Genomic DNA, 25,782 nt, shown 5'->3' with positions numbered 1-25,782 from the left:
TGGCGGAGGGGAACCACGCGTTCCCATCTCGAACACGACCGTTAAGCCCTCCAGCGCCAATGGTACTTGGACCGCAGGGTCCTGGGAGAGTAGGACGTCGCCAAGCACAATGAAGTCTGCACACACCGTGCAGGCTTTTTTGTTGTGTTCACACCCAAGCGCTGGACATTTGGGAATGAGTCTGGACTTTCGTAAGGGTTGGACGGGAGCCAGAAGGGGTAAGAAAAGGGGAAGGTTAGGGACGCCAAGTCCTGCACTTGCGTGCGGCGAGACGGATTTTGTCGAAATCGATGCAGTTCCTGCGAAAATGTCTTGCTCCCGGCTTGGGATGCTTTTATGATGAAAAAGTGTCTTATCCGCAGCCAGGTGCTGCGCGCAGAAAGAGGTCGTCGGACATGAAGTGGAAATCCTTTTTGACAGGAGGCATGGCCCTCGTTGTCTTGATTTTGGCGATCTACTATCGAATGGATCTTCAAGACAAGAGGAATGTCGTTCACGGCGTCTTTGATGCTTCTTCGCTAACGTCCTCCTCTGTCGTGGAGCTGGATGGAGACTGGGAGTTCTATTGGGGGCGGTTGCTGGAGCCGAAGGATTTCCTTGAAGGGAAGCAAGGGACTCCTACCTGGATTCAGGTGCCGGGGAATTGGACGAAGGATCTGGAGGGGAATGCCTATCCGAAAACCGGGCATGCCACCTATCGAATGACGATTGAACATTTGACACCGGGTCAAGTCTACAGCATTAAGAAGGAAAACATCCGTAATGCGAGTCGCCTCTACATAAATGGATCCTTGGTGATGGAGAATGGATCTTTTAACGAGGAAGGAAGCCGGGAGGAGGGAAATACTCCCCAAACGACTTCTTTTCGCGCTGCAACTACCACGGCTACCCTGATTGTTCAGGCAGCCAATAAGCAGTACCTCATTGGGGGAATCGCCGGACCCCTGCTTTTGGGTTACCCGAACGCCATCAAGCTGCACAATGACCGGCATATGATCTGGGAAGTTTTCGCCTTTGCGTTGGTGCTCTCCATCGGCGTGTTTTATATGATCTTTTATGCCAGCTCTCCGTATTTTCGAAAAAGGGAATTGGCCATTCTCCCGTTTGGCTTAACCTGTATCTTTACTGCGATTATCCTCAGTTACTTGAGTCAGCGCACGCTTTCGCTGGTTTTTCCCGAGATCAGTTTTGATAATCTGTTTCGGATTGGCCATATCTCCAACTATGTCAGCATAACGATGCTTCTTCTAATTATTCATCGCACCCATGAACGCTTTCTATCCAGGAAGGCCATGAGGCTGTTGGCTGCGGGGTATTCCTTCTGCGTGCTCTTTGTGGCCGTGGCTCCGCCCCTCCAGTTTATTCGCTTGGGGACCTTCATGGGGATCATCAACCTTTTGATTGTCGTAACGATGTTCCTCAAGGTGCTGATCGAGTTCTATCGAGGTTCGGATTGGGTTGAGCCGCGCATTCATGCCGTGCTGATCGGGGCCCTCTTCTGCGTAAATGCTTATACTCTGGACGTGGGTGCCTACAGCTTTGGGCTGAAGAGCGACATGAACATCGGCATCGCCTTTGTCATTCTGTACGCCTTGATGCTCGCATTCCTGGTGATCATCCGATACTACCTCACCTTTCAAAACAATGAGCGGGTAAGCCTGGAGTTGGGGCAAAGCTTACACAGCCTGAGCTTGGCCGAACAGAAGTCACGCCGAAACGAAATGGCATTCCTGCAAGCCCAGATTAAGCCGCACTTTTTGTTCAACGTTCTGAACAGCATCATCAGCCTCTGCTACGTAAGCCCGGCTCAGGCGCCGGAGCTCTTGCAAAAGCTGTCCGGATACCTTCGGCAGTCCTTTGACCGCGACTCCAGCTCTGAGTATGTTACGGTTCGAAATGAACTGGATCTGATTCGACTGTACGTCGATATCGAACGAGTCCGCTTCGGCGAACGATTGCAGATGGAATACGAGGTTGACCCAGAAACCTTGGAGGTCTACGTGATCCCGCTGGTGATCGAGCCGCTCGTGGAAAATGCCATTCAGCATGGAGTGATGAGCAATCGGGAGGAAGGCCGGGTTCGCTTGGTCATCCGTCGCGAGTCGGAGCGGCTGCACATTTCCGTAGAGGATAACGGACGAGGCATGACTCCGGAACAGATTGAAGCGGTAAAAAACAGTGTGGGCAAGCTGCGTGATGCGGAAGGAAGCGGTGTCGGGCTGGTGAACATCAACAGTCGGCTGCGGGAGTATTATGGCGAGGAGCTCACTTTTGAGACATCGAGGGCAGGCACCTGCGTCTCGTTCTACCTGCCTATCGCAACAGAAGAAAAGGGGGAGCAACTGGGATGATACGCGCGGTACTGGTAGACGACGAACCCCTGGGTTTGGCTTTGCTTCGCAAGTATTTAGAGGATACCGGACAAGTGGACATTGTCGGTCAATATACAGACCCGGAGCAGGCCGTTCAAGAGATTCCGGCGCTTGAGCCAGACTTGGTCTTTCTCGATGTGGAGATGCCGGTCAAAAACGGGATCAGTGTCGGTTCTGAGCTCCTTGAAGTCAACGACCATTTGGAAATCGTTTTTGTCACGGCCTACGAACGCTATGCCATCCAGGCGTTTAACCTGAACGCCATTCATTACCTGCTGAAGCCGGTTCATCCCGAGGCCATTCAAGAGACCCTAACGCGGATGACCAAAAGAAGAGCACTGCCCCCTAAGGCGCTGCCTCCTGCGAATGTGCGCCTGCGCTTATTTGGAGAGATCGGATTTCAAAAGGACGGGATTCCCCTTAAGGTCAGTTGGATTACGGCCAAGGTGGAGGAGTTGTTTGCTCTCTTGGTCGGGGAACGGGCGAGTGGGATCAGCAAGTGGCGCATTATGGACCTGCTGTGGCAGGAGCTGGAGCCTCAGAAGGCTCAGCAAAACCTCTACACCACTGTCTTTCGTCTGAAGAAGGCGCTCAAGGAAGCCCAGATTTCTGCGGAGATCGAAAACGACGCCGGGGTGTATTACCTTCATTTAAAGCAGGTGATCTGCGACCTCGATGAGTTTGAAGCGCTGATTCATAAAAAAGAGCCGCTGGAAGAGTGGGGCCCGGAAGAGTGGAAGCGATTGGTTGATCGCTATGAAGGAGACCTTTTCGGAGAACGGGCCTATTCTTGGAGCTTGTGGAAAAGGGATCTTTGCTACAGTCGATTCCTGACCTCGATTAAGTATTTATTGGCCTGGTATGCCCAGGAAGGAGAACGTGCAGCGGCGAAGCTGCTGCTCCTTGATAAGGGCCGTCACCTCCATGACGAAGATTCTGTAGATGTCAGTGACATTTATCGCAGATTTTTTTGACATTTTTCGCGTTCCTCCGCAGGACGCTAGAACGGTGTTTTATCGAAAAGGCCTTGTCTATCAAGGCTTTTTCTGTTTTTTAGGGCGAAAGACGTGTAAGAATCTTGTAAGTTGCGCGGCCTTAATATGAAAATATACCCACCACGACAGGAGGAAGCGACTTGAGTAGGAAAATGGTCCTGAAAGCGAAAGTAAGCCTGTTCCTTGTTTTTACCATGATCTTATCGTTACTTTCCCCCCTGTTTGCTCCAGCCGTAGCATCTGCCGCATCCGGGAATGCGAGCATTGACGTTGCGGTTGCCTTGGGCAACAGCGGCCGGGATATCCGGACCTTCGAGAACGACCTGAAATCGGTACTCGAACAAGTCTATGGAATCTCGAAAGATGAAGTGAACGTGAACGTCTTTGAGACGGCAAACGTGAAAGCCACCAACCCGAATAACTGGCAAACCTACGATCACTACTATGCGCCGGAGTATCCGACGAATGGCAGTGTTCCGGCCAACTGGGATGACCATGATGGACATCATCCTTACGATTACTACAAGGAACAGTCTACTCCTGACCCAAGCAAGTACTTTACGGACATCAGCACCGAGGACTTGTCGCTTACGGCTACCTATTATCGGTTGAAGCACGTATACGCCAAGGGCGGGGATATTCACTTCCTCGGATACAGCGCCCCATCTTACAAGGACTTTATGCTGTATCCCGACACGAGCAAGTATGAGAAGAACATCTCCTATACGCTCAGTGAAGGGAAAATCGATACGCATACGCTCGAAGGAGCGGGCTTCCTGTTTAACGCAGCTACCGTTGCCGGCAAGCTGAACGGCTACCTAGTCCTGTATGATTATAGTGATTATGCCGAGGAACCGACTTCTGAAAATGGACAGCTTCAGTACCATCCGAATGTAAAGCTGTACAAGCTCACCAATGTCGATGTGTCCGGCTTCCACAATGCCATGAATTCTACGATTCCAGGCATGCCGGGTGTCAGCCTGCTAAAGACTAAGCCGAGCCAAGCTTCCTCCTCCATCAAGAGCATCTCGATGGATGTTTCGGCGGACAGCCTTCGCTTTGTAGAAAATGGAGTAACCATTTTCGATACGAAGAACGAAGATCGTGACGTCACCATCACCGATACGAACGGATATGGATTCGGACCGCTTGTCAGCTACGTGGCTCACGGCTGCACGATCCTGACGTACTTCTCCTTCAAGAACATCACCATGACGAGCAAAGACACGCGCCCCTTCAGCGAAGTGGTTCGCGGACCGGAGTGGAATCCGGGATCGGATCGCTACCTGGTCAACTTCAATGATGATGTGGAAAAAGATTTCACCCAAGACAAAGATACGCGGAGCGAAGTTCTCTACCGCCTCGGCAAAGATGACGTTCATTACGTAGGAGTGGGCAAAGAAGACCCGACTCTGCGTGAGGAAACGGAAAAGCTGGTAGCCGACAACAACGGAAAGGGAACGTTTATTTCCGAAGAAGACTACCAAGAAACGTTGAAGGCCATCGCGGCATATATCAACGAGAATCGCAAAGCGGCTCAAGATGAGAGCGCCTTGCCGGTTGCTTCCATCGTCTATACGAATGAGGATGGACTGCAAAGTGCATCAACCGATCCGAATGGCGAGCCTCTGAATGAGCTTTGGAAGTGGCAAGCCGTTGGAGAAAGCACGAACGGCTACACACTCGGCAAGCCGGATGTCGGCACTGATTTCACCAATGCGAACGGCTACTACCTGGTTAACCTTCAAGTGGTAAACCAAAGCGGCAAATGGAGCAAGCCGGATGTGGCGTACCTGTCACAGAATGGGCTGGCCCTGCCGGTAGCGGACTTTAGCGTCAACTCCCATTTGGTGAGAATCCACGAAAATGAAAAGAGCATTGTCCTCAAGCAGGAAGCGTTCCATCCGGCGCAAGTTGCCATTGACGAGTACGCCTGGACGCTCTTCGACTCGATGGGCAATAAAGTGCTCACCAGCAGTGACCCTGAGACAACGATTGATGCAACGACTTTGTCTACCGACACCTATACGGTTGAGCTGAAGGTGAAGTCCGGTGAGAAGTGGTCGTCCCCGTACACTCAAAAGGTTACGGTAATCAATGACCAGACGCCGCCTCAAATCGAAACGAACGCAGCATCCAATCGTACGGTAAGCAATGCCGAGTTCAAGATTATGGATATCGGCGGCAGTGGAATCTATGGATACCAGGTCAAGAAGAACGACGAGAGCTGGAGCGAGTGGGTAGTGGGTACCAGCGGTACGATTGAAGCCGGAACCTACAGCTCGTACAGCATTCGGGCGAAAGATAACGCGGGCAATGTGAGCGAAGTCACCTTTACCACCCTTGAGGTTAAGGACACCAAGCCCCCTGTATTTAAATCGATTTCTGTCAAAGAAGGAACCATCGGCAAATATTCGACTACGTTCACCGTAGAGGTCAACGAGCCTGCGAAGGTGTACTATGTTGCGGTTCCTGCCGGAGTCCCGGCACCGAGTATCGTTCAAGTGAAAAACGGTCAAAACGCGCAGGGAACGCCGGCCATTGCAGGCAGCATTGCGGCACCGGCCAACAGCCTTACGGACATTAAAGTAACGGGGCTGTCCCCTGAAACGGCTTATGACATCTATGTGATTGCGGAAGATTCGGCAGGAAACCTGTCGGTGCGGCAAGCGATGCATGCCGAAACAAAGCCCTTGATCATCCCGACTCTTGAAGCCGAAGTGGCCAAGGTTAACCAAACGAGCGTGAATGTGAAGGCAAAGAGCACAGAAGCCGGAACCATCTATTACGTGGTCACGGAGAAGGGGGCCGCTGCACCTTCTAAGGAACAACTTTTCGCTGGTCAGAACGGAGAAGGCAAGAAGGCTCTGGCAGCCGGATCTTCCTCCGCTCAAGCAAACGCAGACACCTTCCTGACGGTAGATGACCTGCAACTGGAAACCGAGTATGACCTCTACGCGATTGTGCGGAATCTGGATGAGGATGCAGTCTCCTCTGTAGTCAAGCTGAGCTTCAAAACGCTGGACAATCATCTGGAAATGGCACAAGCTGACGCTGAGGCATTGAAGATCGGCTATACCGGGGGAGACTCGGAAATTCGGGTAACCCGCGATGTGGCACTTCTGCAAGAGGGAGTAAACGGCAGCGAGATCACGTGGACGAGCAGCCATCCGGAGTTCCTGTCGGAGACGGGCGTCTTCACCAAGCCGGATGTAGACACATTCGTGGTACTCACAGCCACGATCAAGCACGGCGAACAAATCGTTACCAAAACCTTTACGGTGAAAGTAGTGGCTGACATTACCCCGCCAGTTATTACACTGGCAGGAGAGCCGGTCGTCACCGTGAAGAAAGGAAACTTGTATAACGAACCCGGCTTCACGGCTTCGGACAATGTTGACGGTACGATTACCGGTGAAGTAGAAGTTCTGGGTTATGTCAATACGAATAAGCCAGGCACGTACACCCTTACTTACCGAGTAAAAGACAAGACCGGTAATGTAACGGAGATCACCCGTACCATTATCGTGACCGACGAAGTCTCGCCGGAATCGATCATTCCTGCAAAGAACGGCGACGTGATCACCGATAAAAAGGTGGACGATGCCGTACAAGGAGCAAAGGATAACGGAGAAACAACGGTTACGGTGAAAGTGGATCAACCCGTAACGGAAGGACAACCGGTCTCGGTTGAGCTGACCAAGGAACAAGTCCAAAAAGCAGCGGACAATGGATTGACCCTTACGCTCGAAACGGAAAACACCAGTATTGAAGTGCCGATCACGGCTGAGCTGCTGGCTGCCTTGCCGGAAGGCTCCCGATTGAAGCTCGTCTGCGAGTATGTTGATCCGGAAAAGCCGGGTAACGAGGCACTTATCGCAGCGGTTAAGCCGGGAATGGGCATCTACGAGAAGCAAGTGTATGATTTCAAGATGGTCGCAGTTAAGCTTAGCGCCTGGGGCAATGTAGTTAGCGAGGAAGTGATTCCCTCCTTCACATCCGACAAGGACATTACCCTCGGCATGGTGATTGGCAAAGGCATCACCGACCGGGCGTTCATGACCTTCTACTTTAATGAAACCAAAGGCGCCTGGGAGTATATTCGTGGTCAGTATGACTCGGAAAGCGGTCGTATGACGCTTTTGACTCGCCATCTGAGCATCTACTCCGTGATGACCATGACGCTGGAGCAAAAGCGTCAAGAACTGTTGAAATTGATTAATGAGGGAGACCTGAATCGCGACGAGGTTCTCTCCATTCTGGAAGATCCGGATATGGGCTTCCACGATGAAGCGGTAGAGGCTTACGAAGGGTTCGCCGATCCTTCCCGCGACAAGGTAGCGGAAGAGGTACAGAAGCAGGCTCCTTACGGAGATTATGAAGATCTGGTAGATAGCTTTGACCGCATTGTTCTCGGAGAGAAGACGGACATTGCAGCAGACTTGATTGCACCGGTTGTCACTCTTAAAGGGGACGCTACTGTTGTGGTCCTTCTCGGTAGGGTCTTCACTGATCCGGGAGCAACTGCAAAGGATAATCTTGATGGGGATATTACCGGCCGTATCATCGTCTTGGGCAGCGTGGATACCGAAACCGTTGGAGACTACGTCCTCACCTATACGGTTCGCGATCAAAACGGAAACCTTGGCAAAACAGAACGTACGGTAAGAGTACTTCGGGATACGCGGGTAAATCCGGAACCGACCAAGCCTGAACCAACGCCAGACATTATCACGAAGGGCAAAGACACGGTCGTGGTGAAGGAGATCCCAGTAACGCAGATCCCGGCTCCTGCTGGGGACAGCAAGCGAGTCAGCGATGGCTACGAAGTGACCCCGGCCGTTCCGGGAACGCCTGCACAAGTCACTCTGGTTCTCCCCTATGATCCTGCTCTCGTAACCAATGAGGATCATGTCTCGATCTTCTACTATGATGAAGTGACCAAGACGTGGAAGTCGGCTGGCGGTGTGGTAGACAAAGAGAAAAATACCGTTACCCTTACGCTGACCTTGACCGACGCCAAGAAGGTTGCCGTTCTGGAGAAGACCGTTACGTTCAAAGATATTCAAGGGCACTGGGCACAGTCTGTGATCGAGCTGCTCGCTTCCCGTGGCATTTTGGAAGGAGACTTGGCGGGGAACTACAACCCGAACATGGGCATTACCCGCGCCGAGTTTGCAACACTTGTCGCCAAGATTCTTGAACTGCCGATCAGCAAGACGAACACCGGCTTCAACGATGTATCGGAAAAAGACTGGTACGCTCCTTACATTGCCGCCGCTCGTGATGCGGGCGTCATTAAGGGAATCAGCGATATCGAGTACGAACCGAATCGCATCGTGAACCGTCAAGAGATGGCAGCGATCATCATGCGTGCTTATCGGACGAGCGGCAATGCCGTGCCTGCTCTTGATCTGACCAAGTTCGCAGACTCCGACAAGATCGGCTTCTGGGCCTATGATGACGTGTATGAGGCCAAGGCACTCGGCTTTGTCGAGGGCAGAGGCGGAGACGCTTATCAACCGAAGGACAAGACGCTGAAGGGCGAAGCCGCCATGCTCATCTACCGATTCCTGAAGGTATTGGACAAGATCTAAAGCGGCAGAAACCAAGCTGAAATGAATGCATTTCAAAAGAAAGGGGCTGTCCCAAGAGAAAGGCATTTGCCTTCTCGAAGGACAGCCCCTTCTTTTTTGTGATGCCCCCAATGAGCGGTCATCACGGCATGTAATAGGAGACCTCATGGGAACCGTAACGGATGAGTCCTCCTGGCTTTAGGCGCAGGAAGATCGGCGCAAGCGCATAGTGGGGAAGGATGATCCAGAGGTGAACCAGCAGCCCGCTAGCAGCGTAGACCGGCGGGGCCCAGACGTAAAGCAGCGCGAGGAGCGCTCCCCCGAGAAAAGACAGCTGATTCAGCACGCGCAGGCAACGGCGATAGGGGCAATAGGAGACGGGGAGATAGCCGCCCCACAGGAACCGGAAGCGAAAGCCCCACACGTCCGGGGTGCGCTTGGACAGCCGCCGATAAAGCCTGGCAATGAGGACGTGCAAGAGCGGGACGCCCAGGAGTGCCCCTCCTGCTGCGTAGAGTCCTTCCCGCTCGAAACGGGCTACGACGAGTGCGCACAATCCCGTGAGAACCATCCCGTAGAGGGGGCCGAAAAAACGCGGGACATGGAGCTTCCGAAGGAGTGTATATTGATAGTAAGTGGATTCCTTGGATAAAGTAAGTTCGGGCATGAGCAACCTCCTGACGGTCTCTACCTGAAATATCGGTTGAAAGAGTCTTTGCTAACAGCCGTTTGACGAAAAAAAGGCGTACAGACACCGGGAGAGGCCTTTTCGCATAGGGATAAAGCAACCGAATCAGGTTTGAAAGGCGAGAGAATGGGTTATCCTAATAGAAAACAAGGAAGGGGTGAACGAGAATGGAAGAAACGAACAGCGAATGTCTGATCTGCGGCGAGACCGGAAAGACCGGGATTACCATCATCTCCGGTTTCATCTGCGAGGCCTGCGAGGCGGAACTGGTGCGCACGGATGTGCTGGACGAAAAGTATCCGTTTTTCATTCACCGACTGAAGGGAATCTGGTACAAAAAGAATGCATAGAGGCCCGAAGCGGGCTATTCTTTGGTATAGTGAAGGAGGGCCACGTTGCTTTTTGTCGAGTGATTTCTCGGCGAAACCAACGAAAGAGGCTTCTCCTTTCTTTATTAGGGTTGGAGATTCATGGAGGTTGAGCGGTTTTGACGCATTCGAATAAAAGCGCGGCCCGAGGAGCTTCTGACGCCCCCTTGCTGGAGGCGCTGCTCGATTACCGGGATCGGAAGCTCGGCAGTTACCATGTCCCCGGGCATAAAGGTGGACAAGGTGTACACGCCTTGGGAGCGGAATGGTTTCGCTCCATCATGGAGCTCGATTATACAGAGATCACGGGGCTGGATGACCTTCATCACGCAACAGGCGTCATTCGGCAGGCGGAAGAGCGCGCCGCTGCCTGCTTCGGCGCCGAAGAGACGCACTTTCTAGTCGGGGGTAGTACGGCAGGCAACCTGGCGCTCGTCATGGGCTTGTGCGGGCCGGGGGAGCTGCTGATCCTTCCGCGCAATGTTCACAAATCGGTGCTGAACGGGATCGCCCTGGCGGGAGCGCGCTGCGTCTTCCTGCCGGGCCGGGTAGACCCGGCTTCCGGTCTCACCGCCGGGGTGCGGCCGGAGGATCTGCAGAAGGCGCTGGAGCGTTACCCAGAAGCAAAAGGCGTACTCCTCACCAATCCGAATTACTATGGAATGGCCGATGATCTATCCGAGGCGGTCCGTCTCGTGCACGACTACGGCAAGCCGATCGTCGTCGATGAAGCCCACGGCGCCCACTTCGGATTTCATCCGGCGCTGCCGCCCTCTGCCATCGCCTGCGGGGCGGACGGGGTTGTGCAGTCTACGCATAAGCTGCTAACCGCCATGACGATGGGAGCAATGCTTCATCTTCAAGGCGATCGGCTGAATCGCCCGAGAATCCGCCGTGTGCTGTCAACGGTCCAGAGCTCGAGTCCCTCTTATCCGATTATGGCGTCCCTTGATTTGAGCCGCCTCCAATTGGAAACGGAGGGCCGTTTCCTTCTTGAACGAGGAATCGCTTTCTTGAATAGGCTGGAGCAAGCGGCTGAGGGCTGGAAGGCGCTCGCTCTGCTTTCACGAGAAGCGGGTGCCGTTTACGGGTTTCTCGATCCGTTTAAGAGGGGAATATATGATACTTCCGGTTCGCTCGGCGGCTACCAGCTGCAGGAAAAGCTGGAGGCACACGGTTGTATGACGGAGCTCGCAGACCCTACCTATGTTCTCTGTCTGTTCAGCTTGGCATCCACGGAGAACGACGTCGAGCGGCTGATAGACGCGCTTACGTCTCTTGATGCGGAAATTGCGGGGGGAATGCAGGAAAAACGGACGTTTTTGCCGAATCTATTGGAGATTCCTCCGGTTTTCGAGCTTTCCGACCCCATTACCATCCCTTGGGATGCGGAAGAGGTTTATTCCAAAGCAGGACGGACGATCGAACGGGTCCCTCTCGCCGAGGCAGTTGGCTGTTATGCGGCGGAAATGGTGATCCCGTACCCGCCGGGAATCCCTCTGCTTTACCCGGGAGAAAGAATCACCGAAGCGATGAAAGAGGCTCTCCTGCTTCTGTCCCGCTCGGGCGCCCGGTTTCAGGGCAGCGAAGAAGAAGGGCTCACGGGACTTGCCATTACCCGAGAGCCGGCATATGGAGGAACATCATGAACCGCAAGGAAACAGCATCCCTTATTCCAGAAGCAGGCCGGTTTCCCGGTCTGTTCATCACCTTTGAAGGGCCGGATGGATCCGGTAAAACTACGCAGATTGCTCGTGTAGCCGAAGAGCTTCGCAAGTGGGGCTTGCCGATTGTGGCGACCCGCGAACCGGGAGGCACGAGGATCAGCGATAAAATCCGCACGATCATTCTCGATCCAGAGAATGTGGAGATGGCGGATCGGGCCGAAGTGCTGCTATACGCCGCCTCGCGTGCACAGCATGTAGCAGAGAAGATCATTCCTTCCCTTGCCGAAGGAAATATCGTCCTCTGCGACCGGTTTGTCGACGCGAGCATCGCTTATCAGGGGCATGGGCTGGGTCTCTCCCTGGAGGCGGTGGAGGAGATCAACCGTTTCGCTACGGGAGGGCTTGTTCCCGACCGGACGTACTTGATCGATGTTCCGGTCTCCGTCACCGAGGCGCGGCTTCGCGGCCGAGCCGCTGCCGATCCGGCTGTGGGGCTCGACCGGATCGAAAGCAAGAACACCGAGTATCATGAGCGCGTACGCAGCAGCTTCCGGGCGATCACGGAGAAGAATCCGTTGCGAATTGTCCCGATAGACGGGAACCATTCGCCGGACGAAGTCTTCTCGGCCATTCTAGCGGACTGCCGGAGCTTGCTTGCGGAGCGCATTAAGCGATAAGATAGATTGAAGGAGGAGGATGTCCTATGAAAATGGTGATTGCCGTTGTGCAAGACAAGGACAGCAACCGGTTGTCCAATGCTCTCATTACCGCAGGCTTCCGTTCGACGAAGCTGGCTACGACCGGCGGCTTCCTGAAGTCCGGGAACTCGACGTTCCTGATCGGGATCGAGGACGATCGGGTGAGTGAGGTGCTGCAGGTGATTCGCAGCAACTGCAAGGTACGCGACCAGCTCGTGACCCCCGTATCGCCGATGGGCGGCACCACGGATTCCTATGTTCCTTTCCCGGTAGAAGTCCAAGTAGGCGGCGCAACCGTCTTCGTTCTTCCGGTTGAACGCTTCGAGCATTTTTGATTTATGCGAATCGATCGCATTCGTTCCCCCCTCATCCGCCCGGCAAGCTCGGCTTCGCCCGGCGGAGAGCAGGCGGTGGGAGGCAAATCATTTGCCGATATCATGCAGCAGCAAGGCGGTAACCCGCGCGACCCAGACCTCGCCCGCACGCTCGATCAAATTCAGCAGCAGGCGGACCGGCTGGCTCGCTCCATGAATGTGCGCGAGCTCCATGAATACAAGCGCATGGTGAAGCGTTACTTGGAGCGGACTGCCCGGCGGGGCATCGGACTGAAAGGAACCAAAGGACGAGATCGCAGCGGCAAAGATCGCGCTTACCTGCTCCTGGACGAAATCGACCGGGAGCTGGTCTTGCTTGCGGACGAGCTGCTCGATTCCGAGCAGGGCCGCTTGGCGCTCTTAACCTCAATCGGCGAAATCAGAGGCTTGCTGTTTCAAGACTTTTATTGAGTGTGAACAATTCCATTCTCATTTATGAATTCAGATGATTGAGATGAGGGTAGATGGGTTTCGGAAAGGAGGAATCATGTCGGTTCTGCCATTATCCGGACAGGAGCGGATTCGACAGCTTCTCCGGACGGGAGTGCTTCATCATAGCCTGTCTCATGCCTATATCTTCAACGGGCCGCGAGGATCCGGCAAGCGGGAAACCGCCGTTTGGCTCGCTCAAGCGATCTATTGCATGCAAGGAACAGGGGAGCCCTGCGGGGAGTGCGCCGAATGCCGCAAGGTGGCGCATGGCAACCATCCCGATTTCCATCTGCTCACACCGGATGGAGCGTCGGTGAAGATTGACCAGATCCGTGAGCTGCAAAAGGATTTTGCCTATCGCTCCACAGGGGCCCGCAAAAAAATCTATGTCATTCAGCAGGCAGACCGCATGACGGTTCAGGCGGCCAACAGCCTGCTGAAATTTCTGGAAGAGCCGGTAGCGGACGTACTGGCTCTTCTGCTCACCGAAAATGGACAGGCGCTTCTGCCAACGATCCGTTCGAGGTCGCAATGGCTTTCCTTCGTTCCGGAGAACCCCGAGGCGATGGAGCAGGCTCTTCTCCAGGAGGGGATTCCTGCTGCCATTGCCCGTACCGTGGTTCGGTTGGCTGCCGGATTGCCCGCTGCCCGGGAGTTGGCGCAAGCAGAATGGTTTGCCGAAGCGAGAAGCACGATGGTACAATTAGCGAAGGAGACGCTGACGCGTTTCCCGGCGGCAATGCTGACCGTGCAGCAGAAGCTTGTGCGCGGGGAGTTGGCGGAGAGACTGGATATCATCCTGGACCTGTGGCTTCTCCTTTTGCGGGATATGGTGCAGCTTCAATGCGGCCGCCGAGAACAGTTGGTTTTTGCCGATCAAGTCGATTGGATGACGGACAAAGCCTATTCCCGGAGCGCGCATGAATGGGTGCTCTCGATGGAACAGGTAACGGATGTCCAGAAGCGACTGCGCAGCAATGCGAATTCCCAGCTTGCTCTTGAGAAGCTGATCATGGATATGCAAGGAGGCTAGACTTTGTATTCTGTAGTAGGGGTGCGCTTTAAGCGGGCGGGCAAGATCTTTTATTTCGACCCCCATGAGCTGCCGGTGGAAAAAGACCAGAGCGTCATCGTCGATACGGCGAGAGGCTTGGAATACGGCAAAGTGGTGATCGGCAAGCGCGACGTCCCCGAAGACGATGTTGTCTTGCCGCTCAAGAAAGTCATTCGTATCGCAGACGGAAACGATGCGGTTCTGGTGGAAGGCAACCGGAAGGCAGCGGGGGATGCGTTTCATACATGCCAGACGAAGATCAAGGACCACAACCTCAAGATGAAGCTGATCGACGTCGAATATACGTTTGACCGCAACAAGATCATTTTTTACTTCACGGCCGATGGTCGTGTCGACTTTCGAGAGCTGGTGAAGGACCTGGCGAGCGTCTTCCGAACTCGGATCGAGCTTAGGCAGATCGGGGTGCGTGACGAAGCGAAGCTGCTTGGAGGCATTGGGCCATGCGGGCGGATTCTGTGCTGCTCCTCATTCCTTGGGGATTTTGAGCCGGTCTCGATCAAGATGGCCAAAGACCAGAACCTGTCTCTCAACCCGACCAAGATATCCGGGCTTTGCGGTCGGCTGATGTGCTGCCTCAAATATGAGCATGATAACTACGAGAGCGTCAAAACCGAGCTGCCGAAGCCGGGCAAAATCGTCCTCACCTCGTACGGAACCGGCAAGGTGCTAAGCCTCAATGTAGCGGAGCGGTCCGTCAAGGTTCAGATCTTCGACCTGAACAACAAGGTGATGGAGCTGCCTGCGGACGACGTAGCCGAGCAAGAGTAAACGGCTGCTCCGCTCGGAGGATTGGCCGGATTCGCCGTTTGCTACCTGTGAACCTTGAGGTGAAGGGATTCATGAAGGATATTTTTCTTCAGCTGGAACAGATCGAGGACAAGATGGGGTTAACCTACGCCGATCTTGGCGTATTAAAGCAGAAGATCGTCACGCTTCTGGAGGAGAATCAGCGGCTGCAGCAGGAGAATCAGCAGCTGCGGGACCTGCTCAAGAACGGAGAGCTGGTTCCTTCCCATATGGAGGACCCGGAGTCACCGGGAACGGGGGAAGGCCTGGACAACTTGCTGCGCTTATATAATGAAGGATTTCATATTTGCAATGTGTATTACGGGCATCTCCGCACGGAGGGTGATTGCCTGTTCTGCCTCTCGTTCCTCAAAAAATAAGGAAGCCCACCCACGGAACAAGCGGCGGCCAAGCCTTGCCTTTGAGGAAGGCGGAAGGAAGAAGAAACGGAGGCGCCCCTTACCCAGGGGGAGCGCTCACGGCCGCAGGGACCTCGTGTCCCTGCGGCTTTTTTGGACAGGACGGTTTGATGGAGGAAGAGAATGAAAGACGGAAATGAAGGATTGCAGCCAGGGGAACGGATTGACGATCTGCTTCGGAACAACCTGAGGATCATTCAGAGTGCAGAGGTGTTTTCCTTTTCCATGGATGCCGTTCTCTTGGCTCATTTTTGCTCGGTGCCGGCCAAGGGGCGAATCGTCGATCTCTGCACGGGCAATGGAGTCATTCCGATCCTGCTCACGGCAAGGACGAACGCTTCGGTATGGGGGGTGGAGATCCAGGAGCGGCTCGCAGGAATGGCCGCGCGGAGTGTACGCCTGAATGAGCTGGAGGATCGGGTTCAGGTGCTGAACATGGACTTGAAGGACGCGCATCAGACCCTGGGCTACGGGGGCTTCGATCTGGTAACCGTGAACCCGCCGTATCTTCCGGCTCACACCGGGGAACGCAACGGGAATCCACATTTTGCAGCCGCGCGTCACGAAATCCACTGTACGCTGGAGGATGTAGTGGCCGCTTGCGCCAAGCTGGTCAAGGCGGGAGGCAAGGTGGCGATGGTTCATCGGCCCTCCCGGCTGGTCGACCTGCTCAGCGTATTCCGGCAATACAAGCTGGAGCCGAAGCGGGTTCGGTTCGTTCATCCTCGCGCAGGAGAAGAGGCCAACATGGTGCTCATCGAGGCGGCCAAGGACGGTCGGCCGGATATTCGCTTGCTCCCTCCGTTGGTGGTTTATCAGGAGGATGGAAGCTATTGCCCCGAGCTGATGAGCATTTACTATGAGCCGATCCAGGCGATGGAGTCAGGACGCTGACCAAAGGCGGTATCGTTCTATAGAAGAAAGGAAGAACCTGTGACATGAACGTGCAAAAGAGCTTTCACGAAGAAAGTGGAACCGGGAAGCTGTACTTGATCGCCACGCCCATCGGCAATCTCGAGGACATGACCTTCCGCGCCATCCGGCTCTTGAAAGAGGCAGACTTGATCGCGGCGGAGGACACGCGTCAAACGCGCAAGCTGCTTACGCATTACGAGATTGGAGGCCGCCTCGTCAGCTATCATGAGCACAACAAAGAGGCGAGCGGTCGAGAGCTTCTTCGGCTCATGGAGGAAGGGCAGACCGTCGCCCTTGTCTCCGATGCCGGGATGCCGGCGATCTCTGATCCGGGTGCTGATCTGGCCCGCGGCGCGATTGAGCGCGGAATCCCCGTGGTGCCGGTCCCCGGCGCCAACGCCGCGCTGTCGGCACTCGTCATGTCGGGTCTCTCCACGGAGCGCTTTCTCTTCTGCGGCTTCCTGCCGCGAGAGAAGAAGAAGCGAGCGGAGGAACTAGGCGCATTGAAGGGGCTCACGGCCACGCTGCTCTTCTATGAATCCCCGCATCGGGTGGCGAAGACGGTGGAAGCGCTGTGTGAAGTCTTCGGTGACAGGCAGGCCGCACTCGTGCGGGAGCTGACTAAAAGGCATGAGGAGGCGGTCCGCGGCTCGCTGCAGGAGCTGGCGCAGCATTTGGAGGAGCATCCGCCGCTTGGGGAATACGTGCTTGCCGTAGCAGGAGCCGATCAGGCAGAGGCGGCAAATACGGAGGACCTCTGGTGGGGCGGGCTCACGGTAGCTGAGCACGTCCAGCATTACGAAGAGGCAGGCGAGGAGCGCAAGGCCGCGATGAAGAGGGCAGCGGTAGACCGCGGCGTCTCCAAGCGGGACATCTATCAAGAGCTGCTTTGAGGGTGAGGCGTCGGAATGGCTGCACAAAAAAAGGTCCCCGATCCACGCGGCTGCCGTTCCGCATGTTTCGGGGACAAGGAGTATGAAAAAGGTTATAAATAACAATGGGATTTCTTCCATTATACTATAGCTTGATTATTTTGTCACCGGTTCCGGCATATCTTGAATGCAGTTATGGCAAACAATTTTTCCTTTGAAGTAGGTGACGTTTTCGGCGTTTCCGCAGAAAATACAAGCAGGTTCGTACTTCTTCAGCATGATGCGCTCGCCGTCCACGTAAATTTCAAGAGCGTCTTTCTCGCCGATTCCAAGCGTCCGACGAAGTTCGATCGGAATTACGACACGGCCCAGTTCGTCAACTTTTCTTACAATACCCGTAGATTTCATCATCTTCTTATCCCTCCATGTATATGTATCTCGTCTAATCGCCATAATTCGACAGGAAACTCTCAATATGATACCAACCATTCCCATAATAGTCAATAGAGAAAAATGGGTTTGTGGACATTTTTCAAGAAAAAAGTTTATTTTTTTGTAGAAGAAGCATGAAAATTATCAAAAACGCTTCCGTATTCATCCATCATTTAGAAATTCATCCAATGAAAATTGGTAAGCGCATTATGACACCATTCGACATAACTACCTAACAAACCTTTGAAATTGTCGAAAATGAGAGGAGCGAGGCGAATGGCCCGACTTCAGGAAGAGAAAGTGTTTAAAGATCCGGTCCACCGCTACATTTATGTGCAAGATCCGGTTATCTGGGATCTCATCAACAGCTCAGAATTTCAAAGGCTGCGGCGGATCCGCCAGCTCGGGACTTCCTACCTGACCTTCCACGGAGCGGAACACAGTCGGTTCTCGCACTCGCTCGGCGTCTATGAGATCGTTCGTCGCATTCTCTCTCAGTTTGAGCGGAGCGGGTACGGCGGTTACAGCGAGGAGGAGCGGCTTCTTTGCCTGGCAGCTGCCCTGCTCCACGATGTGGGGCATGCTCCCTTTTCCCATTCGATGGAGAGAATATTTGGGGAACGGCATGAAGCCTGGTCCTGCCGCATCATCCTGGGGGATACGGAGATCCATCGCATCCTCAGCGGGGTGTCGGAGGGGTTCCCCGAGCAGGTGGCCGGGGTCATTTGCAAAACCCATCCCAATCCGGTAGCCGTCAGCTTGATCGCCAGTCAGCTTGATGCTGACCGGATGGATTATTTGCTGAGGGATGCTTATTGCACAGGCGTGAACTACGGAACCTTTGATCTGGATCGGATCCTTCGGGTTTTGCGACCCTTAAAGACGGGTGTGGTCGTCAAAGAAAGCGGGATGCATGCGGTGGAGGATTACCTGATGTCGCGTTATCAGATGTACTGGCAGATCTATTTCCACCCCGTCACTCGCAGCGCGGAGATCGTGCTGACCAAGATTTTGAACCGGGCCAAAAGCTTATATGAAGACGGCTATGCGTTCGGTTTTATGGTGCCGGCGATCGAACGGCTGCTCGAAGGGAATTTGAAGGTGCCGGATTATCTAAAGCTGGATGAAGCTTTGATGCAGGCCGCATTCTCGCAATGGTTGGAGGAGAAGGACCCGATCCTGTCCGACCTGTGCGAACGCTTCTTAAACCGCCGCCTGTTCCGCTATGTACCGGCCGAGGATGTATCCGGTGCGCAGTTCGAGCAGCTGCGGGATGATCTTGTTGCGGCCGGCTGGGACCCGGACTCATACCTGGAGATCGACTTTCCGTCCGATCTGCCGTACGATGTGTACCGCCCGGGCGAGGAAGACGAGAAGCGGCCGATCCTCCTGCTCGGACCGGACGGGGAGCTGGAGGAGATCTCCCGGCGTTCGGAGATCGTTCGCTCGATCAGCGGCATTCACTCCGGGAAAAACCAAATCTATTACCCCGCGGAGCTGCTGGAGGACGAGCGGCTGCCGGAGTCGGCTCGCCGCCTGCTTTCCCGCGGCACTTCCCGCAAAGGGTAATCAGCTTAGAATGAAGGAGACGAACTTACGACATGCTTACCGATACGCACGCGCACCTCAATGCACCGGAATTTGACGAAGACCGCGCAGAGACAATCGCCCGCGCGAGGGAAGCGGGGGTGACGCGCATCGTCAATATCGGCTTTAACCGGGAGACGATTCCGACCTCGCTTCAGCTTGCAGAGGCTTACGATTTCATCTGGACAGCCGTCGGCTGGCACCCGCAGGATGCCATCGATATGAAGCCGGAAGATCTAGCCTGGATCGAAGACCTGTGCGTCCACGAGAAAGTGGTGGCGATCGGAGAGATCGGGCTTGATTACTATTGGGACACGTCTCCCAAGGATGTGCAGGACCGAGTCTTCCGGGACCAAATCCGGCTCGCGCGCAAAGTGGGCAAGCCGATCATCATCCATAATCGGGATGCTCACCACGATGTGGTGGAGACGCTCAAGCAGGAGAAGGCTGCCGAAGTCGGCGGGATCATGCACTGCTTTACGGGCAGTTGGGAGACGGCAAAGCTGTGCATGGACATGAACTTCATGATCTCCTTCGGCGGGCCGGTCACCTTCAAGAATGCCAAGCAGCCAAAGGAGGTGCTGGCCAAGGTGCCGCTCGATCGTCTGCTCATCGAGACGGATTCGCCGTACCTGACGCCGCATCCGTTCCGCGGCAAACGCAACGAGTCGGCTCACGTCCGGCTGGTTGCCGAGGCGGCGGCCGAGCTGAAAGGGATGACCGTGGAGGAAATCGCCGAGATCACGACGGCGAACGCCATCCGCGTACTCGGCCTAAAGTAGCGGACTAGCCCTTGCGGCAAGGCAGAGATAACAAAAGGACCTCGAATTCCCGCTTTTGTCGGGAGTCGAGGTCCTTTTCTTCGTGATCATCCGCAAGAGCGTGAGGAAGCGCAGGGTTCGTGTATAGCGCAACGTCAATTGGGTAGGGGCTTAACGAGATGTCCCCTTTTGCCGGGGCAATCGGCGATATCCCGCGGATGTCGCGAGGTTGGCGAGGAACGGCTCAGCCGAGGCGCTCCTCGCGTGTGCGCCTCCGAGCTTGTGCGAGGCCCAGCGCCGCGGCGTAGGCGGCCGCGCCGCAGAAGCAGGCGCCCGCGAGCGGCCAGGGCAGGCCGCCCAGCCCGAGCAGGATAGCCAGGAGCAGTCCCTGGCCGGTCAGGGACACGGCGGCGATGCGGGCAGCGGCCTGGCGCGGGGCGTTCGGCGCGAGCGGGTACAGGTACAGCCACGAGCTGTACCGATGGTACTGCGAGAGCGCCGATGCCTGCAGCCCGGCCATGATGAGCGCGAGCGCCGCGGCAATCACCTGGGCGTACGGGTAGCGGAAGAACAGGATGAAGAGCCCGGCTGCGGCCGTCGACCGCAGGGCGAGTCCGAACGGCTCGCGGCGCATGTACGTGAGCGCGTAGAGGTAGAGCGGCGCCGACTCCGGCCGGAAGGAGAGCCGTGAGGTCAGCGCGCCGAGCAGGCGGCGCTTGCGGACCGTGCCGGTCAGCTCCGGTACGTCGGTGAACCAGCTCAGGAAGTGATAGTAGCGGGCGGCCTGCCGCTCCTCCAGGGCGATGAGCCGCTCCCACGGCAGCGGCTGGCGTCGCCAGGCGGCAAGCAGCGCCATGAGCGCGGCTCCATCGCCAGCGGCAGCGGTCACCCCCGCGAGTGGGCCAAAGCGCCACAATGCGTACGCGGTGTGCAGCGCCAGCACGGCACGCAGCAAAGCGGCTGCCCCGCGCAGCGATGGGCGCGTGAGCCTGGGCTCTGCCGCGGCCGCGCCGAAGGCGGCGGCTTTGGCGGCGAGTGCGGCGACGAGTGCTCCGGCGAACGGCATGGCCGCTGTGCCTTCCGCGCGCAGGTACAGCGGCCACAGCGCCCCGAGCGCGATCAGCAGGAGAATCGCCTGCCGGATCGCGGCGGAGCGGCGGGCGCTCCACAGGTAGCCCGCCATGCGCGGCTCCGCGGGGAGCAGGAACACGCGATCGGCCGCCTCCAGGTGCGTGCGGATCGGGCTTCGGTACACCGCTGCCGCGAGCACCGGGACCGCGATCCAGAGGTAGGGGAAGTCGGGCGGCATCTGCTCCAGCGCCCACGTGTAGGCGGGGCCGGCGCTGAGCAGAAGCAGCAGCACGAGCATGCCCGCCCCGCTGCGCAGCACGTCGCGCCAGTACGGGAAGACGCGCCGGCGCCAACGGGCCGTCCGCTCCCGGTACAGGGCAGCGGTTGTCCAGCCGCCTGGTTTCACCGGCGCGTTCATAGGCCGCCGCCTTCCCCGCCACCGACAAGGCGGAAGAACGCGTCGTCCAGCGATGCTCCTGTCGGCAGGCCGGCTTGTCGGCAGATGTCGTCCAGCGTGCCGCCGGCCGCCATTTCTCCCCGTTCCAGCACGACGTAGCGGTCGCAATACTTTTCGATGGTGGCGAGGATGTGAGAGCTGATCAGGAAGCTGCAGCCCTTCTCTTTAAAAGAAGCCATCAGCTCGAGAAGGGAACGGATACCGAGCGGATCGAGGCCGAGGAACGGCTCGTCGATGACATAGAGCGGCGCTTCTATTAAGAAGGCATTCATCAGCATCACCTTCTGCCGCATTCCCTTCGACAAATGCCGCGAGAAGCTTCCCGCCTTTTCCTTCATGCGAAACAGGGCCATGAGCCGCTCCGCCCGCTCCTCGAAGGCTTGTCGATCGATGCCGTATACCCGAGCGGTGAGATCCAGGTGCTCCCGGATGGTAAGCTCTTCGTAGAGCTCCGGGCTCTCGGGCACGAAGGCGAGGGAGGAACGATACAGCCCGGCATCTTCGCTGAGCGTAACCCCGTTCACGCGAATTTCTCCCTGCTCCGGGACCATGAGCCCGAGAATGTGCTTGATGGTGGTGCTTTTGCCGGCTCCATTCAGGCCGACGAGGCCGACCATCTCTCCTTTTTCAACGGTAAAAGAAAGATTTCGAATCACGGGCTTGCGGTACAAATACCCTCCGAACAATCCATCCACGGATAAAATCGACTGCATGAGATCCAAGCTCCTTTTTGGCGTAAAAAAACCGCTTCCAAATTTTCAGACCAGCGCAACTTTTTGGAGCATTCCGGCGTTAAAAGAATAGAGCAAATCTTCCCTTTTATTATAAACGGAGGGTGTCCGGAAGCAAGAAAACTATGAAATAGTGAGCGTCCCTGTGAAAATGGGCGATTTAGGGAGCATTTAACCTTTTTGATTAGGCGATTTCCGCTATAGAGGCGGAGATGGCCCTTTTTTGCTGTCTACGGGAGGCTGCTGTCTCTTTACATGTCTTACCGGGAAGGCGTATCATACATTCAGGATAACTTAATAAACCATGCCAATTTTCCAAACAAGTTCGCTGAGTTCCATTTGGGAAACGGGGGAACCGTAATGCGAGTGCCGGGTGGTTCCGGATCATTCGCAGGTTTTAGGGGTGAATCGCGAAGGGGAAGCAAGCTGTTCTTCTTTGCGTAGGGCGACTCTCGCGTCCGAATCCGTCAGCTAACCTCGTAAGCGTTGAAGAGAGAGGTATCGATCGGGCGGGTCTATGTAGCCACGAGAAGCCCTCTTCTTATGGCTTTTTTGCGTCCATACGTGACCAAAAAATACCATAAGGGCCAAATGGAGAAGAAAAAGAGCGGAGGTGGGGAAACGAGAGTGCCGTTTTGATCTGGCAAATTGTAAACGGAAATTGGCGGATGCTTCACCAAAATCCATAGTCACGTCAGATGAAATCATGCATAACAGTCGATGGCGAGGCTTTCAAGGAGGACCGAAACAAGTGGGAGAACCGAAGAACCAGAACCCCCATGAGCAACGATCATCCAGCATGTCCTTCGCATTGCGTTGGAAGCATGAAAACGTGCGCAGAGTGACGTATCTCGCATTGTTCACCCTTGTGGTGACCACTATGTTTTTCATGTTGCTGAGCGGTACCCGGACCAAGAGCATTGCTCTGGCCGTAGGTGGGGAAGAGCAGGTTTTTAAAACCAAGCAGACCACCGTTGAGAAGTTTTTGAGTGAACAGCAGGTGGCGGTAGGCGATTACGACCGCATCTCTCTGGCTCTCGATGCGAAACTGAAGCATGGAGACCGAGTGGAGATCGAGCGGGCCCGCACCATCGAGCTGAAGGCGGACGGCAAGGTCCAGACTCTTCACACCGTGGAGAAAACGCTGGATGCCGCGCTGAAGCAATTCCACATCACCGTCGATCAAGATGACCGCATTACCCCGGCCATTGGATCCTCTCTGTCGGAGACCAACCGGGTCGAGATTGTCCGCGTAACGAAGACCAAGCAAGACACCGAAGTGTCGATTGCATTTACCACCACCAAGAAGCAAGACGCAACGCTGCTCAAGGGCAAGCAGCAGACCCTCCAGGAGGGCAAAGAAGGCAAGAAGATCGTTACGAAGGAACTCGTGTATGAGGACGGCGTCAAGGTGAAGGAGAATGTCCTCACAGAGACCGTCGCCGCCAAGAGTGTGAACAAGATTGTTGCAGTCGGAACCAAGAATCCGGTCGTCGCCATGTCTGCGAAGCCAAGCACGGCAACTGCAACCACCAAGACAGAGAAAGCAAAGGCGCTTACCGTCGTCAAGAGCGGCACGCCCATCACGTATAAGAAGCTTCTGAACAACGTAACCTTGACTGCATACTCCGCAGGCGTTGAATCCACCGGCAAAAACCCCGGCGATTCCGGCTACGGCATCACCCGAACCGGCACGAAGGTGACGGAAGGACGGACGATTTCGGTTGACCCGAACATCATTCCGCTCGGATGGTGGGTGTACATCGAAGGCATCGGCTACCGCCGTGCCGAAGACACCGGTGGCGCCGTCAAAGGGAACAAGATCGACGTTTATTACGACAGTGAGTCCTATGCCCAACAATTCGGTCTGAAACGCGGGTACACCGTGTACGTCATCGGACCGAAGAAACCGTAAGGACGCGCGATTGCACAAGTGCTTATCATTCGCTATACTGAAGATATAACCAAGGGAGAGGCTGCTGCCTCTCCTTTTCTTGATGAAATGAGGGGCAAAGCCGTGATTAAGGAAATCATCGTCGTGGAAGGGAAAGACGACACGACGGCCATCCGCCGAGCGGTTGAAGCGGACACCATCGAAACCGGCGGGTCTGCGATCAATGAGACCATCTACCGGCGCATTGAGCGGGCGAGTGCTACGCGCGGGGTCATCATCTTTACCGACCCCGATCATGCGGGCGAACGGCTGCGCAAGCTGATCTCCGCCCGGGTGCCGGGCTGCAAGCATGCCTTCATCACCCAGGAGGAAGGCCGGAAGAAAGAGGACATCGGGGTCGAGAACGCCTCCCCCGAGACGATTCGACTGGCGCTTGAACGCGTGAAGACCGAATACCGGGAGGCCCCGGGCGAGATCACCAAGGGGGACCTCATGGAGGCCGGCCTTCTGGTGCATCCTAGAGCCGCAGAGCGGCGCTTGCTTGTCGGCAACGCGCTGGGCATCGGCTATGCCAATGGCAAGCAGTTCTACAACCGCTGCCGGATGTTTCAGATCAACCGAGAAGAATTTAGCCAGGCGGTCGCGGCCATGGAAGCGGCGCTGGGAGGAGAAGACGCATGAACGAGCAAAGACCGGATATTGCAACGCCCAAGCGAACGCAGGAGATCGTCCGCCGCCACGGCATCACCATGAAGAAGAGCTTGGGCCAAAACTTCCTCATCGACCGCAACGTGCTGGCGAAGATTGTCGGAGCCGCCAAGCTTAACACGGAGCGTGGAGCGCTTGAGATCGGTCCCGGCATCGGGGCGCTTACGGAGCAGCTCGCCCGGACCGCGAAGAAGGTAACCGCCATCGAGATCGACCAGCGGCTTCTGCCTGTGCTGGAGGAGACGCTGGAGGACTATCCAAACGTGAAGGTCGTTCACGGGGATGTGCTGAAGCTCGACCTCGCCCGGCTCATGGAAGAGGAGTTCGGCGGCTGCGAGGAAGTGAGCGTCGTCGCCAACCTGCCGTATTACGTCACGACGCCGATCATCATGAAGCTGCTGGAAGAGAAGCTGCCGCTTGCGAACATCGTGGTCATGATCCAGAAGGAAGTGGCCGAACGCATGGCGGCTTCCCCTGGCACGAAGGACTACGGCAGCTTGAGCGTGGCCGTGCAATACTACTGCGAGCCCGAGCTCGTCACGATCGTGCCGCATACCGTCTTCATTCCCCAGCCGCAGGTGGACTCCGCGGTGATCCGGCTGGCGCTGCGCAAGGAGCCGCCCGTAACCGTAACGGACGAGCGCTTCTACTTCGAAGTGGTGCAGGCCGCCTTTGCCCAGCGGCGCAAGACGCTCGGCAACAACCTGCTCGCCCGCTTCTTCGGCAAGGAAGGCCGAGAGGAGATGACCCAGCTTCTTGCGAAGCTGGACATCGATCCCGGCCGTCGGGGAGAGACGCTCAGCCTGGAGGAGTTCGCCAAGCTGGCGAACGCGCTCGTCGAGCGCCGAAACGGATAAGAGACTGCAACGAAAGCGCGCTGCCGCTATACACCAATCGCCCAACA

At 55.8% G+C, this 25,782-nt stretch carries 22 protein-coding genes, 1 rRNA gene and 1 riboswitch; of the genes, 19 read left to right on the top strand and 4 right to left on the bottom strand.

Annotated features, from left to right (window positions below):
* The 4 genes from rrf to AAFN83_RS21230 all read left to right on the top strand — a co-directional run.
* A 5S ribosomal RNA gene (gene rrf / locus AAFN83_RS21245) occupies window positions 1-106 on the top strand; the annotation flags it as partial.
* Between the two features lie 289 nt (window positions 107-395).
* On the top strand, window positions 396-2,351 hold the full coding sequence (locus AAFN83_RS21240; RefSeq protein ID WP_347773134.1) for a sensor histidine kinase: 1,956 nt from the start codon (window positions 396-398) through the stop codon (window positions 2,349-2,351).
* The gene (locus AAFN83_RS21235; RefSeq protein ID WP_347773132.1) at window positions 2,348-3,346 is read left to right on the top strand and encodes a response regulator; all 999 of its coding nucleotides are present in this window, start codon (window positions 2,348-2,350) and stop codon (window positions 3,344-3,346) included. The genes AAFN83_RS21240 and AAFN83_RS21235 overlap by 4 nt, the downstream gene beginning before the upstream one ends.
* Window positions 3,347-3,507: 161 nt before the next feature.
* Window positions 3,508-8,964 carry an immunoglobulin-like domain-containing protein gene (locus AAFN83_RS21230; RefSeq protein ID WP_347773130.1) on the top strand — a complete coding sequence of 1,819 codons (5,457 nt, stop codon included), beginning with the start codon at window positions 3,508-3,510 and terminating at the stop codon, window positions 8,962-8,964.
* A 121-nt stretch (window positions 8,965-9,085) separates the two neighbouring features.
* Here AAFN83_RS21230 and AAFN83_RS21225 read toward each other — a convergent pair whose 3' ends face one another.
* Window positions 9,086-9,610: a hypothetical protein gene (locus AAFN83_RS21225; RefSeq protein WP_347773128.1), complete on the bottom strand. Its 525-nt coding sequence runs from the start codon at window positions 9,608-9,610 to the stop codon at window positions 9,086-9,088.
* A gap of 188 nt (window positions 9,611-9,798) precedes the next feature.
* On the opposite strand from AAFN83_RS21225, the gene AAFN83_RS21220 reads away from it, so the two are divergent.
* The 10 genes from AAFN83_RS21220 (at window position 9,799) to rsmI (ending at window position 17,258) form a co-directional block, all read left to right on the top strand.
* Entirely contained in the window at window positions 9,799-9,981 is a 183-nt protein-coding gene (locus AAFN83_RS21220) for a sigma factor G inhibitor Gin (RefSeq protein WP_347773126.1), read from the top strand.
* Window positions 9,982-10,118: 137 nt separating this feature from the next.
* Complete coding sequence (locus tag AAFN83_RS21215; protein WP_347773124.1) at window positions 10,119-11,648, top strand: aminotransferase class I/II-fold pyridoxal phosphate-dependent enzyme; 1,530 nt, start codon at window positions 10,119-10,121, stop codon at window positions 11,646-11,648.
* Window positions 11,645-12,343: a dTMP kinase gene (gene tmk / locus AAFN83_RS21210; RefSeq protein WP_347773122.1), complete on the top strand. Its 699-nt coding sequence runs from the start codon at window positions 11,645-11,647 to the stop codon at window positions 12,341-12,343. The genes AAFN83_RS21215 and tmk overlap by 4 nt, the downstream gene beginning before the upstream one ends.
* Window positions 12,344-12,369: 26 nt before the next feature.
* The gene (locus AAFN83_RS21205; RefSeq protein ID WP_347773120.1) at window positions 12,370-12,699 is read left to right on the top strand and encodes a cyclic-di-AMP receptor; all 330 of its coding nucleotides are present in this window, start codon (window positions 12,370-12,372) and stop codon (window positions 12,697-12,699) included.
* Between the two features lie 3 nt (window positions 12,700-12,702).
* The gene (locus AAFN83_RS21200) at window positions 12,703-13,149 is read left to right on the top strand and encodes a YaaR family protein (RefSeq protein ID WP_347773118.1); all 447 of its coding nucleotides are present in this window, start codon (window positions 12,703-12,705) and stop codon (window positions 13,147-13,149) included.
* 76 nt (window positions 13,150-13,225) lie between these two features.
* Complete coding sequence (gene holB, locus AAFN83_RS21195) at window positions 13,226-14,203, top strand: DNA polymerase III subunit delta' (RefSeq protein ID WP_347773116.1); 978 nt, start codon at window positions 13,226-13,228, stop codon at window positions 14,201-14,203.
* Window positions 14,204-14,206: 3 nt separating this feature from the next.
* Complete coding sequence (locus AAFN83_RS21190) at window positions 14,207-15,013, top strand: PSP1 domain-containing protein (protein WP_347773114.1); 807 nt, start codon at window positions 14,207-14,209, stop codon at window positions 15,011-15,013.
* 71 nt (window positions 15,014-15,084) lie between these two features.
* The gene (locus AAFN83_RS21185) at window positions 15,085-15,411 is read left to right on the top strand and encodes an initiation-control protein YabA (protein ID WP_347773112.1); all 327 of its coding nucleotides are present in this window, start codon (window positions 15,085-15,087) and stop codon (window positions 15,409-15,411) included.
* A 162-nt stretch (window positions 15,412-15,573) separates the two neighbouring features.
* The gene (locus tag AAFN83_RS21180) at window positions 15,574-16,344 is read left to right on the top strand and encodes a tRNA1(Val) (adenine(37)-N6)-methyltransferase (RefSeq protein WP_347773110.1); all 771 of its coding nucleotides are present in this window, start codon (window positions 15,574-15,576) and stop codon (window positions 16,342-16,344) included.
* Between the two features lie 44 nt (window positions 16,345-16,388).
* Window positions 16,389-17,258, top strand: a complete 870-nt coding sequence (gene rsmI, locus AAFN83_RS21175; RefSeq protein ID WP_347773108.1) for a 16S rRNA (cytidine(1402)-2'-O)-methyltransferase — start codon at window positions 16,389-16,391, stop codon at window positions 17,256-17,258.
* A 135-nt stretch (window positions 17,259-17,393) separates the two neighbouring features.
* On the opposite strand, the gene AAFN83_RS21170 is transcribed toward rsmI, so the two are convergent.
* Complete coding sequence (locus tag AAFN83_RS21170) at window positions 17,394-17,648, bottom strand: AbrB/MazE/SpoVT family DNA-binding domain-containing protein (protein ID WP_347773106.1); 255 nt, start codon at window positions 17,646-17,648, stop codon at window positions 17,394-17,396.
* Window positions 17,649-17,945: 297 nt separating this feature from the next.
* Between AAFN83_RS21170 and AAFN83_RS21165 the strand changes: the two genes are divergently transcribed.
* Entirely contained in the window at window positions 17,946-19,238 is a 1,293-nt protein-coding gene (locus AAFN83_RS21165; RefSeq protein ID WP_347773104.1) for an HD domain-containing protein, read from the top strand.
* A gap of 32 nt (window positions 19,239-19,270) precedes the next feature.
* Entirely contained in the window at window positions 19,271-20,038 is a 768-nt protein-coding gene (locus AAFN83_RS21160; RefSeq protein ID WP_347773102.1) for a TatD family hydrolase, read from the top strand.
* A 223-nt stretch (window positions 20,039-20,261) separates the two neighbouring features.
* Here the strand turns inward: AAFN83_RS21160 and AAFN83_RS21155 are convergent, their stop codons facing one another.
* Window positions 20,262-21,506: an ABC transporter permease gene (locus AAFN83_RS21155; protein ID WP_347773100.1), complete on the bottom strand. Its 1,245-nt coding sequence runs from the start codon at window positions 21,504-21,506 to the stop codon at window positions 20,262-20,264.
* Window positions 21,503-22,258 carry an ABC transporter ATP-binding protein gene (locus AAFN83_RS21150; RefSeq protein ID WP_347773098.1) on the bottom strand — a complete coding sequence of 252 codons (756 nt, stop codon included), beginning with the start codon at window positions 22,256-22,258 and terminating at the stop codon, window positions 21,503-21,505. The genes AAFN83_RS21155 and AAFN83_RS21150 overlap by 4 nt, the downstream gene beginning before the upstream one ends.
* A 334-nt stretch (window positions 22,259-22,592) precedes the next feature.
* Window positions 22,593-22,777: riboswitch (cyclic di-AMP (ydaO/yuaA leader) on the top strand.
* 250 nt (window positions 22,778-23,027) lie between these two features.
* Here AAFN83_RS21150 and AAFN83_RS21145 point away from each other — a divergent pair.
* From AAFN83_RS21145 to rsmA, 3 genes are all read left to right on the top strand, one after another.
* On the top strand, window positions 23,028-24,191 hold the full coding sequence (locus tag AAFN83_RS21145; RefSeq protein WP_347773096.1) for a ubiquitin-like domain-containing protein: 1,164 nt from the start codon (window positions 23,028-23,030) through the stop codon (window positions 24,189-24,191).
* A gap of 102 nt (window positions 24,192-24,293) precedes the next feature.
* Complete coding sequence (rnmV, locus tag AAFN83_RS21140) at window positions 24,294-24,851, top strand: ribonuclease M5 (RefSeq protein WP_347773094.1); 558 nt, start codon at window positions 24,294-24,296, stop codon at window positions 24,849-24,851.
* Complete coding sequence (gene rsmA, locus AAFN83_RS21135; protein WP_347773092.1) at window positions 24,848-25,735, top strand: 16S rRNA (adenine(1518)-N(6)/adenine(1519)-N(6))-dimethyltransferase RsmA; 888 nt, start codon at window positions 24,848-24,850, stop codon at window positions 25,733-25,735. The genes rnmV and rsmA overlap by 4 nt, the downstream gene beginning before the upstream one ends.
* Window positions 25,736-25,782: the final 47 nt, after the last annotated feature.

This window comes from Gorillibacterium sp. CAU 1737, assembly GCF_039888655.1.
Classification (GTDB): domain Bacteria; phylum Bacillota; class Bacilli; order Paenibacillales; family NBRC-103111; genus Gorillibacterium.
This window is presented reverse-complemented; position numbering and strand designations above follow the sequence as displayed.